Source organism: Herbiconiux liangxiaofengii, from assembly GCF_041927335.1.
Lineage (GTDB): Bacteria > Actinomycetota > Actinomycetes > Actinomycetales > Microbacteriaceae > Herbiconiux > Herbiconiux liangxiaofengii.
In genome coordinates, this window is sequence record NZ_JBHFHD010000006.1 from 230,534 (window position 1) to 243,434 (window position 12,901).

The window sequence follows — 12,901 nt, forward strand, 5'->3', positions numbered from 1 at the left end:
CCCTAGCTCTTGCGGGGCTTGAGGAACAGGGCCGCGAGCGGGGGCAGCGTGAGCTCCACCGACGCCGGGCGGCCCGACCAGGGCACGTACTCCGCCTCGACCGAGCCGTAGTTGCCCACGCCCGATCCGCCGTACTCCTCGGCGTCGGTGTTCACCAACTCGTCCCAGCGGCCGCCGAACGGCAGACCGACGCGGTAGGGCCCCACGGGAGCGCCCGAGAAGTTCATCAGCACGGCGATCGGGTTGCCCTCCGAGTCCCAGCGCAGGAACGACACCAGGTTCTGCGACGACGAGCCGCCGTCGATCCACTCGAAGCCGGCCGGCTCGTTGTCGAGCGCCCAGAGGGCGGGGTTCTCGCGGTAGACGCGATTGAGATGCCCCACCAGCGCGAGCAGCTTCTGGTGCACCGGCTGGTCGAGGATCCACCAGTCGAGCCCGCGCTCCTCGCTCCACTCGCTCGGCTGGCCGAACTCCTGGCCCATGAACAACAGCTGCTTGCCCGGATGCGCCCACATGAATCCGAGGTACGCCCGCAGGTTGGCGAGTTTCTGCCAGTGGTCACCCGGCATCTTCGTCAGCAGCGAGCCCTTGCCGTGGACGACCTCGTCGTGCGAGATCGGCAGCATGAAGTTCTCACTGAAGGCGTAGAGGAACGAGAACGTGATCTCGCCGTGGTGGTAGCTGCGGTTGATCGGGTCTTCGGAGATGTAGTTGAGGGTGTCGTGCATCCAGCCCATGTTCCACTTCATGCCGAAGCCGAGGCCGCCGCGATCGGTGGGGTGGGTGACGCCGGGCCACGAGGTCGACTCCTCGGCGATCATCACGATGCCGGGGTTGGTCTTGTAGGCGGTGGCCGTCACCTCCTGCAGCAGACTGATGGCCTCGAGGTTCTCGCGCCCGCCGTACTGGTTCGGCAGCCACTCGCCGTCTTTGCGGGAGTAGTCGAGGTAGAGCATGCTCGCCACCGCGTCGACCCGCAGGCCGTCGATGTGGAACTCCTCGAGCCAGTAGAGGGCGTTCGCCACCAGGAAGTTGCGCACCGTGCTGTTGCCGAAGTCGAACACCAGCGTGCCCCAGTCGGGCTGCTCGCCGCGGCGCGGGTCGGCGTGCTCGTAGAGCGGCTGCCCGTCGAAGCGGGCGAGCGCCCACTCGTCCTTCGGGAAGTGGCCCGGCACCCAGTCCATCAGCACGCCGAAGCCGGCCTGGTGCAGCCGGTCGATCAGGTAGCGCAGGTCGTCGGGGCTGCCGAAGCGCGAGGTGGCGGCGTAGTACCCCGTCACCTGGTAACCCCAGCTGCCGCCGAACGGATGCTCGGCCAGCGGCATGAACTCCACGTGCGTGAAGCCCAACTGCTGCAGGTAGGGGATGAGTTCGTCGGCGAGGGTGCGGTAGGTCAGTCCGGGGCGCCAGGAGCCGAGGTGCATCTCGTAGACGCTCATCGGGCTCGTGTGCGGGTCGACCTCGGCACGGGCCGTCATCCATTCGCCGTCTGCCCAGGTGTAGCCGCTCTCGTCGATCACCGACGCGGTGAGCGGGGGCACCTCGGCGGAGCGCGCCATCGGATCGGCCCGCTGCACCCAGTCGCCGTTCTGGGTGAGGATCTCGAACTTGTAGGTGCCGCCGGCTCCGAGGTCCGGCACGAACAGCTCCCACACGCCGGTTCCGCCGAGGCTGCGCATGGCGTGCCTCGTGCCGTCCCAGCCGTTGAACTCGCCGATCACCCGCACGGCCCGTGCGTGCGGGGCCCAGACGGCGAACGCGGTGCCCTCGGTGGCCGAGTCGACGCCCTGCACCGACTCGACCCGTGAGCCGAGAACCGTCCAGAGCTTCTCGTGCCGGCCCTCGCCGATGAGGTGCAGGTCGAGCTCGCCCAGGGTGGGGGAGTAGCGATAGGGGTCGTCGGCGGTCCACACGGCGCCGTCGTCGTAGCGGGCCTCGATGACGTAGTCGTTCAGACCCGTCAGGGTGAAGCCCTGCCAGATGCCGCCCCAGAGGTGGGTGAGGGCCGCGCGGGCGCCGTTGGAGAGCACCGCGCTCACCTCGCTCGCGAGCGGGCGGAGCGTTCGGATGACCGTGATGGGGTCGGAGACGCCCGGCGCCTCGATCAGGTGCTGACCGAGCACCTCGTGCGGGTTGTGGTACGAGCCGCTCGCCACCCGGGCGAGCAGGTCGTCGGACAGTTCGGGCAGGGAGAGCGCGGTGGCGCCGTCGGGGCTGGTCATCGGGTTGCTCCGTCTTCGGTGGATCGGGTGACGTGCAGGATGTGGGCGGGCGCCGAGAAGGCGTCGAGTCGCACGTAGTTGTGCTCGCCCCACTGCCACACGTTGCCGGTGAGCAGGTCGGTGACGGTGAACTCGGAGCCGCTCGGCAGGCCGAGCTGGGCGAGGTCGAGGTGCACGGTGGACTCGCGGCTGGAGTGCGGGTCGACGTTCACGACCACGATGAGGGTGTCGGCCACCCCGTCGGGGGTGAACTCCGCGTCGAGGTGCTTCGAGTAGGCCACGATCGCCTCGTCGTCGCTGGCGTGGACGCGGAGGTTGCGCAGCTGCCCCAGCGCCGGGTGCTCGCGCCGGATGGCGTTCAGCCGGGTGATCTCCTGCGCGATCGAGCGCCCGCCGGCCTCGGCCGCGGCGAAGTCGCGCGGACGGAACTCGTACTTCTCGTTGTCGATGTTCTCCTCGGCGCCCGGCCGGGCGACGTTCTCGATCAGCTCGAAGCCGGAGTACACCCCCCACAGCGGCGCACCGGTGGCCGCGAGCACCGCACGGATGCGGTAGGCCGGCATCCCGCCGAACTGCAGGTACTCGGTGAGGATGTCGGGCGTGTTCACGAACAGGTTCGGCCGCATGAACTCGGCGGTCTCCTGCGAGATGGAGGTGAAGAACTCCTCGATCTCGGCCTTGGTGTTGCGCCAGGTGAAGTAGCTGTACGACTGCTGGAACCCGGCTTTCGCGAGGCCCTGCATCGGCGCCGGGCGCGTGAACGCCTCGGCCAGGAAGACCACGTCAGGATGAGCGGTGTTCACCTCGTGGATGACCCACTCCCAGAAATCGAGCGGCTTGGTGTGCGGGTTGTCGACCCGGAAGATCTTCACGCCCAGCCCGATCCAGAACTCCAGCAGCCGCAGCGCTTCGGCACGGATGCCCTGCGGGTCGTTGTCGAAGTTGATCGGGTAGATGTCCTGGTACTTCTTCGGCGGGTTCTCGGCGTACGCGATCGAACCGTCGGGCAGCGTGGTGAACCACTCCGGATGCTCGGTCACCCACGGGTGGTCGGGCGAGGCCTGCAACGCGAAGTCGAGCGCGAGCTCGAGGCCGTTCCGCTCCGCCTCGGCGAGGAAGTACTCGAAGTCGGCCTGCGTGCCGAGCTCCGGATGCACGGTGTCGTGCCCGCCGGCCGCACCGCCGATGGCCCACGGCGAGCCGGGGTCGCCGGGCTGCGGGTCGAGGGTGTTGTTGCGGCCCTTGCGGAACGCCTCGCCGATCGGGTGGATGGGCGGCAGATACAGCACGTCGAAGCCCATGGCCGCCACGTCGGGCAGGCGGGAGGCCGCGGTGCGGAAGGTGCCGCTGGTCCAGGTGCCGTCGTCGGCCTGCTCGGCCCCGATCGATCGCGGGAAGAACTCGTACCACGAGCCCGAACCCGCGCGGGTGCGCTCGACGTTCAGCGGGTTCCAGTCGGAGTACGTGGTGAGGCTCTCGGCCGGACGCAGGCGCAGCGCATCCGTCACCCGTGTGCCGTAGGCCGCGCCGAGCCGCTCGGCCGGAGGGCCGGCCGTCTCACCGAGCGTTGCCGAGATCTCGGCGAACAGCTCGCGCTCCGGGTCGGGCCGGTGGGTCTCGGTGGACAGTCGGTGGAAGAGCTGGGCGCCGAGGGCGAACATCAGCTCCACGTCGATTCCGGCGGCGATCTTCACGCTCGCGTTGTGCTCCCAGGTGGCGTAGTCGTCGCTGTAGCCCCGGATGCGGAAGCGCCAGCGACCCGCGCTGGTCACTTGCGCGAGCCCGCGCCACTCGTCGTCCCAGCTGTGGGTGCGCGTGAGCGGGCGGTCGATCACGGTGCCGTCGGGTGCCTCGAGCTCGAGGTGGGCGCCGACGGCGTCGTGGCCCTCGCGGAAGACGGTGGCCCCGAACGGGATCACCTCGCCCACGAATCCCTTCGCCGTGAAGCGTCCGCCGTCGACCGACGGGAACACCTGGAGGATGGGAATGCGGCCGATGGCGGGCCGGAAGGCCGTCTCGGGCACCGGGGGCGCCGCGGGAGCCGGGGGCTCGGGAGCGGTCACCTGGGGCTCCACCGCGGGCGCCGCGGTCGTGCGCGCCTTCGAGGCGGAGGTCGATGCGGGTCGTTTGCGAGTAGCTGCCACACCTCAGACCCTACCGAGAATGGGGTCTGCTGCAACGCTGTTCACTCGCCGGTCACGCCGCCGCCCTAAGCTATCGACCACCGATCCGAGAGAGGTGTCGCGTGCGAGCGATCCGCCGATTCACTGTCCGTTCCGTGCTGCCCGAAGCGCTCTCCGCGCTCGGCGAACTCGCCGCCAACCTCCGCTGGGCCTGGCATCAGCCGACGCAGCAGATCTTCTCGCACATCTCACCGGAGGACTGGCAGAGCACCCAGGGCGATCCGGTGGCCCTGCTCGGCGCCGTGCGCCCCGAACGACTCGAGCAGCTCGCCGACGACCAGGGCTTCGTGGCCTGGGCGAACAGCCTGCGCGACGACCTGAACGCCTACCTCACCGAACCCCGCTGGTACCAGGGTCTCGAGGGGCCGCGGCCGCGGTCGATCGGCTACTTCTCGCCCGAGTTCGGCATCGCCGCCGCGCTTCCGCAGTACTCGGGCGGCCTCGGCATCCTGGCCGGCGACCACCTCAAGGCGGCCTCCGACCTCGGCGTACCCATCATCGGGGTGGGCCTGTTCTACCGCTCCGGCTACTTCTCCCAGGCCATCTCGCGCGACGGCTGGCAGCAGGAGAGCTACCCCGTGCTCGACCCTGACGGGCTCCCGCTCTCGGTGCTCCGGCTCGCCGACGGCACGCCGGCCCAGATCGTGCTGGCGCTGCCCGACGACCGGGCACTCTACGCCCGCATCTGGCAGGCCCAGGTGGGCCGGGTGCGCCTGCTCATGCTCGACACCGACATCCCCGACAACGACGACCAGCTGCGCAGCGTCACCGACCGGCTCTACGGCGGCGGTGGTGAGCACCGGCTGCTGCAGGAGCTGCTGCTCGGCATCGGCGGGGTGAGGGCGCTTCAGGTGGTCTCCGAGCTCACAGACCAGCCCATGCCCGAGGTGTACCACACCAACGAGGGTCACGCCGGGTTCCTCGGACTCGAGCGCATCTGCACGCTGATCGGCAACGGCCTCTCGTTCGACGAGGCTCTGCAGGTGGTGCGCGCCGGCACGGTGTTCACCACCCACACCCCGGTTCCGGCCGGCATCGACCGGTTCGACCGCTCGCTCGTGGAGCGGTACTTCTCCACCGACATGCTGCCGGGGCTCGACGCCGGCTCGGTGCTGTCGCTCGGAGCCGAGGACTACGAGGGCGGATCACCCGACATGTTCAACATGGCGGTGCTGGGACTGCGCCTCGGTCAGCGCACCAACGGCGTCTCCGTGCTGCACGGAGCCGTCTCCCGAGGCATGTTCAGCGGGCTCTGGCCGGGGTTCGACCGCGACGACGTGCCGATCACCTCCGTGACCAACGGCGTGCACGCCCCCACCTGGACCGACCCGCTGCTGCAGGAGCTCGCCCGCACCAAGCTCGGCACCGGTGACACCACGGTGGCCGACTGGCGCTCCGACGCCGTCACCGACGATGAACTGTGGGCCGTGCGTGGAGACATGCGGCGCCAGCTCGTGCACGACGCGCGCCGGCGGGTGACCGAGGCCTGGCGGGAGCAGAACCCCGACTCCATCCCTCCCGCCTGGTTCCAGACGCTGCTCGACCCGAACGTGCTCACCATCGGGTTCGCCCGCCGGGTGCCCACGTACAAGCGGCTCACCCTGATGCTGCACGACCCGGCCCGGTTGAAGTCCATCCTGCTGAACCCCGAGCGCCCGGTGCAGTTCGTGATCGCGGGCAAGTCGCATCCGGCCGACGACGAGGGCAAGCGGCTCATCCAGAAGCTCGTGCAGTTCGCCGCCGACCCCGAGGTGCGGCACCGCATCGTGTTCCTGCCCAACTACGACATCGGCATGGCGCAGCTGCTCTACCCGGGCACGGACGTCTGGCTCAACAATCCGCTCCGCCCGCTGGAGGCCTGCGGCACCTCGGGGATGAAGGCGGCGCTCAACGGTGGGCTCAACCTCTCCATCCTCGACGGCTGGTGGAACGAGTACTTCGACGGCGAGAACGGCTGGGCCATCCCCACGGCCGACTCGACGGGCGACGCCGACGAGCGCGACGCCATCGAGGCCGAGGCGCTCTACGACCTGCTCGAGAACCAGGTGGCCACGCGGTTCTACGACCGCGACGCCGACGGGGTGCCGCGGCATTGGCTGCGGTCCATCCGGCACACCCTGGCCACCCTGTCGCCCGAGCTGAGCGCCGAACGGATGGTGCGCGAGTACGTCGAGCGCATGTACATCCCGGCGGCCGCCGCCGAGCGCACGATGACCGTCGACGACCACGAGGCCGCGCGTGAGCTCGCCGCGTGGAAGCAGCGGGTGCGTGCCGACTGGCCGGGCGTCTCGGTGGTGCACGTGGAATCCGGTGGACTCGACGACACACCCCAGGTGGGAGACGAACTCCACGTGCGCGCCCACGTGCAGCTCGGTGGTCTCGAGCCCGCCGACGTGGCGGTGGAGGTCGTCTACGGCCACGCGGTGCACGGCGACGAGCTCGCCGAGACCGACACGGTCGAGCTGACGGCTGCCGCGGGCGCCGGCGACGGCGGATCCGACCGGGTCTACGCGGGCACCGTGCTGCTCGGCCGAGCGGGCTCGTTCGGGTACACCGTGCGCGTCGTGCCCCGGCACGCGAACCTCGCCTCGGCGGCCGAACTCGGGCTCATCGCCGCGGCACGCTGAGTACCGGGTGCCCGCGGCCGACCGGCTGGAAGCGCGTCAGCCGCGGCTGCGGTAGTCGACCCGCGGCGGCTGGCCGGCGCGGATGAGCTCGAGCTTCTCGGGGAAGACGGTGCACACCAGCTCCTCCACGTCGGGGTCGGCGCCCTCGGCGTCGACGAGCTGCAGGCCCAGCACGACGTTGGCGAGCATGCCGCCGGCCAGGAAGTCGTGGGTGGCTGCGGCATCCATGCCCGCTTCGTCGCGCAGCAGCCGGTACACCCTCATGAAACCCTCGCGGGCGGCCGCACCGATCACCGGGTCGGCGCCCGAGGCGAAGGCGTGCATGAGGCAGAGCAGGATGCTGCGGTTGGCGGTGAGTTCGAAGTACGCCAGGCCCAGCCGCCGGCCGATCGGCAGCTCGGGGTCGCCGTCCACGGCCCGGCGGAAGGCCGCCATGAGCTGATCGAGCGCGCTGCCGAGCACCTCCAGGAAGAGCTGCTCCTTGGTGCCGAACATGCGTACCACGTAGGGCTGGCTCACCCCGGCCGCCCGGGCCACCATGTCGGTGGTGGCGCCGGCATAGCCCTGCTGCCCGAACACCGCCAGCGCGGCGTCGAGCACGAGCTCGCGGCGTTCGCTCGCGGGCATCCTCGGTCTCGACTCGCTCACGCTTGACAGAGTATCAGTCGATTACTTACTCTCGTAGTTGTAATCATCTGATTACCTATAACGAGAGGGGCCGCCTTGGCCATCGCAGAATCCCCCGCGACCGGCGCCGTGCCGACAGCGCCGCAGACCGGTGCACCGGATGCCCGTCCCGGCCGGCTCGGCCGCATCCCCGTCTGGCTGGCCGTCGTGGCCGCCTCGGTGCCGATGTTCATGGCCACGCTCGACAATCTCGTCGTCACGAGTGCGCTCCCGGTGCTCGGACGTGAGCTGAACGCCTCGATCGAACAGCTGCAGTGGTTCGTGAACGCCTACACGCTGAGCTTCGCCACCTTCATGTTGCTCGCGGTGGCGCTCGGCGACCGGCTCGGCCGGCGGCACGTGTTCGTGGGCGGCATCGTGCTGTTCACCCTGGCGTCGGCGCTCTGTGCGGTGAGCACCGAGCCGTGGATGCTGATCGCGGCCCGCGCGGTGCAGGGCGCGGGGGCCGCGGCCCTGATGCCGCTGTCGCTCACCCTGCTGGTGGGCTCGGTGGGATCCCGGATGCGTCCGCTCGCGATCGGCATCTGGGGTGGCATCTCCGGCCTCGGAGTGGCGCTCGGCCCGCTGATCGGCGGCGCGGTGATCGAGGGGTTCGACTGGAACGCGATCTTCTGGCTGAACGTGCCCGTGGGCATCCTGAGCGTGCCGCTCGTGCTGCTGGCCCTGCCCAACTCGTTCGGTGCCAGGCTGCGGGCCGACGTGGTGGGCGTGCTGCTCGCGGGGCTCGGCGTGCTGGGTGTGGTGTACGGCGTGGTGCGGGGCAACGACGCGGGCTGGGGGAGCGGCGAGGTCGTGGGGGCGCTGGCCGGCGGCGTGCTGCTGCTCGTGGCGTTCGTGCTCTGGGAGCGGAGGGTGGCGAACCCGTTGCTGCCGCTGCGGCTGTTCCGCGACCGGAGCTTCACGGTGGCGAACATCGTCGGGTTGGTGTTCAGCTTCGGCATCTTCGGGGCGATCTTCATCCTCATCCAGTACCTGCAGATCGTGGGCGGGGCGACGCCGCTCGAGGCCGGCGTGATGACCATGCCGTGGACGCTGGCCCCGATGGTGGTGGCGCCGATCGCCGGAGCACTCGCCGGGCGCATCGGGCCGCGCCCGCTGATCGTGGCCGGACTGCTGCTGCAGGCGGTGGGGGTCGGCTGGCTCGCCGTGACCATGTCGGCCACGCTCGACTACCCGCTGCTCGTGCCGGCGTTCGTGCTGGCCGGGGTGGGAATGGGGCTGGTGTTCGCGCCGGCCTCGACGGCCGTGCTCGCCGGCATGACCCCGGAGGACAACGCGAAGGCCTCCGGCACCAACTCCACCCTGCGCGAGATCGGCGTGGCGCTCGGCATCGCCGTGCTCACAGCGGTGTTCACGGGGGCCGGCGGCACCTTCACCGCCACCGGTTACGTGGATGCGGCGGTTCCCGCGATCGCCACCGGTGCGGGGGCGCTGCTGCTCGCCGCCGTGGTGGCCCTCTGGCTGCCGCGAGTCGGGCGCCAGACCGTCTCGGCTCCGTGAGTCAGACGGCTTTGTAGAGCTGCAACGAGGCGGCCGCGACATCCACCGTGCTGCCGGGGGCGAAGCGGGGGAGGGGCTCGTCGTGGTGATGCGTCGACGGCACCTCCTCCGAGGAGTCCCAGAGCAGTTCGTACGCCTCGACGCCCTCGTGCACCGGCAGGGTGATCGAGATGGGCGACTCCACCCCGTGGATGACGGTGAGGATGCGGTTGAACGGCTCATGCTCGGGCGTGGAGGCGGCCACGTACTGCAGGGTGCGGTTCTCGGGTGAGTTCCAGTCGGCCACCGACATCGACTCGCCCGCGGCGTCGTACCAGTCCATCTGGCTCGAGCCGGGGGTGCGCTCGCCGAACACCCCGTAGCGCACCGGGCGGAGTGCGGGATTCTCGCGTCGCATCCGGAGCAGGTGCTGGGTGGTGCGCCAGAGCTCCTTCTGCCAGGTGCGCCGGTCCCAGCTCAGCCAGGTGAGCTCGGAGTCGTGGCAGTAGGCGTTGTTGTTGCCCTTCTGGCTGCGGCCGAACTCGTCGCCGGCCGTGATCATGGGCACGCCGGCGGAGAGAAGGAGCGTGCCCATCAGGTTGCGCATGGCACGCCGGCGGGCCTCCACGACGGCGCGGTTGGTGGTGGGGCCCTCGATGCCGTGGTTGTACGACATGTTGTTGTCGCTGCCGTCGCGGTTGCCCTCGCCGTTGCCCACGTTGTGCTTGACGTTGTAGGCCGTGAGGTCGGCGAGGGTGAAGCCGTCGTGAGCGGTGACGAAGTCGATCGACGCGAGCGGCCCCCTGGCCTGGGCGAAGGTGTTCGACGATCCGGCGATCCGCGTGGCGAGCATGCCCACGCCGTCGCCGGGGCTGCCGTTCTCGCGGATGGACTTGATGTCGCGCAGCCAGAACTTGCGCATCCGGTCGCGGAAGCGGTCGTTCCACTCCGACCAGCCGGCGGGGAAGTTGCCGGTCTGCCAGCCGCCCATGCCCACGTCCCACGGTTCGGCGATCATCTTCACGCCGGCCAGCTCGGGATCGTCGACGATGCCGGTGATCAGCGGATGCGCGGGGTCGTAGTAGTGGTCGCCGTTGCGACCCAGGGTGGCCGCGAGATCGAAGCGGAAGCCGTCGACCTGCACGTCGTTCGCCCAGTACTTCAGGGAGTCGAGGATCAGGCGGGTGACCGCGGGAGTCGCGGTGTTGATGGAGTTGCCGCACCCGGTGACGTCGACGTAGTCGCCACGGCTGGTCTGCCGGTAGTAACCGGCATTGTCGATGCCGCGGAAGCTGGTGGTCGGGCCCATCCGCCCCTCTTCGGCCGTGTGGTTGTAGACCACGTCGAGGATGACCTCGAGACCGGCTTCGTGCAGCAGTTTCACCATGCCCTTGAACTCGCGCAGCACCGCATCCGGGCCCTCGGCCTGAGCCGCGCGGGAGGCGTAGAGGCTGTGCGGGGCGAAGAAGCCGAGCGTGTTGTAGCCCCAGTAGTTGCTGAGCCCCTGCTTCTGCAGCCGCTGCTCGGAGACGAAGGCGTGCACCGGCAGCAGCTCGACTGCGGTGACGCCGAGGCTCTTGAGGTAGCCGATGCTCGTCTCGTGCGCGAGGCCCGCGTAGGTGCCGCGCAGGTGCTCCGGGATGCGGGGGTTGAGTTTGCTGATGCCCTTGACGTGCGCCTCGTAGATGACCGTGCGGTCGAGGGGGGTGTGCGGCTTGGCGACGCCGTTCCAGTTGAAGTCGTCGTCGACCACGACGCTTCGCCACTGCTCACGGCCAGAGCGCACGAGCCCTCTGGCGTACGGGTCGAGCAGGGGGAGGGCGGGATCGAAGGCGTTCTGGGGCCCGTCGGGGCCGTCGACGTGCAGCGAGTAGCGGCGCCCGGGGGCGAGGCTCTTGGTGCGGGCCGACCAGACGCTGCTCGCGTCGTCACGGGTCAGCGGCACCGTCTTGAAGACCCAGTTGGGGTCTTTGCGGTCGTAGAGACGCAGCTCGATGCTCGAGGCGGTCTCTGACCAGACCCTCAGCTCTCCGCCGTGCGAGGTCTGGCGAACGCCCAACCGGGCGAAGGGGTCGGCCGCTGTCATGCGACTTAGAGTAGTTGCAGGCGAATGCCGCGCCGAAATCGCCCGGGTGGTGCCGGTTCTGCTCGGGTCAGTTCGGTTCAGCTCGCTTGTGTTTGCTCTTGTCGCTCTGCTCGTTCTTGTCGCTCTGCTCGTTCTTGTCGCTCTGCTCACCTGGAGAACCCGGTCACGTCATGCCCGTCTACCTCGACCACGCCGCCACCACGCCGATGCTGCCCGTGGCTCGTGAGGCGTACGTCGACGCGCTCGGCGTGGTGGGGAACCCGTCGTCGATCCACAGCCAGGGGCAGCAGGCGAAGCGGCTGCTCGAGGAGTCGCGCGAGGTCGTGGCGGCCTCGCTCGGGGCCGAGCCGGTGGAGGTGATCTTCACGTCGGGTGGCACGGAGTCGATCAACCTCGGGGTGAAGGGGCTGTACTGGAAGCGGGCATCGTCTGCGGCTGCGACGTCTGCCGGCCAGTCGCGCCGGGTCGTTCTGGTGCCCGGCGGGGAGCATCACGCCACCGTCGACGCGGTCTCGTGGCTCGCGTCGCACGAGGAGGCCGAGGTGGTGACCCTGCCCGTGGACGAGGTGGGGCGGCTGCAACCCGCTGTGCTCGACGCGGCACTCGCGGAGCACGGCGCATCCGTCGCTCTGGTGAGTGTGCTGTGGGCCAACAACGAAGTGGGCACGATCAACGACGTGGCGGCGCTGGTGGCCGTGGCACGGGGGTACGGCGTGCCGGTGCACGTCGACGCGGTGGCGGCCTATGGTTACCTGCCGATCGGGTTCGACGCGCTGGGGGCGGCGGCGCTGAGCGTGTCGGCGCACAAGATCGGGGGGCCCGTGGGCATCGGGGCGCTCGTGCTGGCGCGGGCGTGGGAGGTGGAGCCGCTCATCCACGGCGGCAACCAGCAGCGTGTACGGTCGGGCACGCAGGACGTGGCGGGCGCGGTGGGGTTCGCGGCGGCGGCGGGGGCTGCGTCGGCGGGGGCTGCGGAGGCGGGGGCTCTTGCGGGCGCGGCGTCTGCGGGGTCGGTGGTGCTTGCGGGCGCGGCGTCGAACGGGGCGGAGGGTGGGTTCCTGGAGGAGTTGGCCGGGCTGCGGGACCGGTTGATCGCGGGGGTGAGGGCGGCGGTGCCCGAGGCCGTGCTGCGGGGGGATGCGACGGCCGAAGGGCGGCTGCCCGGCAACGCGCACTTCACGTTCCCGGGGTGCGACGGCGACTCGCTGCTGTTCCTGCTCGACCTGGCGGGCTTCTCGGTCTCGACCGGCTCGGCGTGCCAGGCGGGTGTGCCCGAGATCTCGCACGTGCTTCTCGCCATGGGCGTCCCCTCCGACGCGGCGCGCGGCGCGCTCCGCTTCACCCTCGGCCACGGCACCACGGCTGCCGACGTCGACGCCCTCGTGGCCGCCCTCCCCGCGGCCTACGCCGCGGCGCTCCGCGCGGGCCACTCCACCCGCGCCACCACGCGCTGACCTGCCCGCGCCCACCTCCCCAACCCACCCGCACCAACCCGTTGGGTCGCGAAAAGTCGCCCTCACGGGGCGACGAGCACGTCTTTGCGCGACTCAACAGCGGGGCACGCGCCCGTGGGCTGTGGATAACAACGGCAGGGGTGGCCCGTAGCGCCAGGATGTG

At 70.3% G+C, this 12,901-nt stretch carries 7 protein-coding genes; 3 read left to right on the plus strand and 4 right to left on the minus strand.

Annotated features, from left to right (window positions below; translation table 11 throughout):
* Positions 1 to 2 precede the first annotated feature (2 nt).
* On the minus strand, positions 3 to 2,222 hold the full coding sequence (gene glgB, locus ACEXOR_RS04885; RefSeq protein WP_374848267.1) for a 1,4-alpha-glucan branching protein GlgB: 2,220 nt from the start codon (positions 2,220 to 2,222) through the stop codon (positions 3 to 5).
* Positions 2,219 to 4,366 carry an alpha-1,4-glucan--maltose-1-phosphate maltosyltransferase gene (locus ACEXOR_RS04890; RefSeq protein ID WP_374848268.1) on the minus strand — a complete coding sequence of 716 codons (2,148 nt, stop codon included), beginning with the start codon at positions 4,364 to 4,366 and terminating at the stop codon, positions 2,219 to 2,221. Before ACEXOR_RS04890 ends, glgB begins: the two co-directional genes overlap by 4 nt.
* A 101-nt stretch (positions 4,367 to 4,467) precedes the next feature.
* Here ACEXOR_RS04890 and glgP point away from each other — a divergent pair, with 101 nt between their 5' ends.
* Complete coding sequence (glgP, locus tag ACEXOR_RS04895) at positions 4,468 to 7,032, plus strand: alpha-glucan family phosphorylase (protein ID WP_374848269.1); 2,565 nt, start codon at positions 4,468 to 4,470, stop codon at positions 7,030 to 7,032.
* Between the two features lie 36 nt (positions 7,033 to 7,068).
* Here the strand turns inward: glgP and ACEXOR_RS04900 are convergent, their stop codons facing one another.
* The gene (locus tag ACEXOR_RS04900; RefSeq protein ID WP_374848270.1) at positions 7,069 to 7,680 is read right to left on the minus strand and encodes a TetR/AcrR family transcriptional regulator; all 612 of its coding nucleotides are present in this window, start codon (positions 7,678 to 7,680) and stop codon (positions 7,069 to 7,071) included.
* Positions 7,681 to 7,755: 75 nt separating this feature from the next.
* Here ACEXOR_RS04900 and ACEXOR_RS04905 point away from each other — a divergent pair, with 75 nt between their 5' ends.
* The gene (locus tag ACEXOR_RS04905) at positions 7,756 to 9,219 is read left to right on the plus strand and encodes a DHA2 family efflux MFS transporter permease subunit (RefSeq protein WP_374848271.1); all 1,464 of its coding nucleotides are present in this window, start codon (positions 7,756 to 7,758) and stop codon (positions 9,217 to 9,219) included.
* 1 nt (position 9,220) lies between these two features.
* Here ACEXOR_RS04905 and glgX read toward each other — a convergent pair whose 3' ends face one another.
* Complete coding sequence (gene glgX, locus ACEXOR_RS04910; protein ID WP_374848273.1) at positions 9,221 to 11,284, minus strand: glycogen debranching protein GlgX; 2,064 nt, start codon at positions 11,282 to 11,284, stop codon at positions 9,221 to 9,223.
* A 170-nt stretch (positions 11,285 to 11,454) separates the two neighbouring features.
* On the opposite strand from glgX, the gene ACEXOR_RS04915 reads away from it, so the two are divergent.
* Complete coding sequence (locus tag ACEXOR_RS04915) at positions 11,455 to 12,738, plus strand: cysteine desulfurase family protein (protein ID WP_374848274.1); 1,284 nt, start codon at positions 11,455 to 11,457, stop codon at positions 12,736 to 12,738.
* Positions 12,739 to 12,901 lie beyond the last annotated feature (163 nt).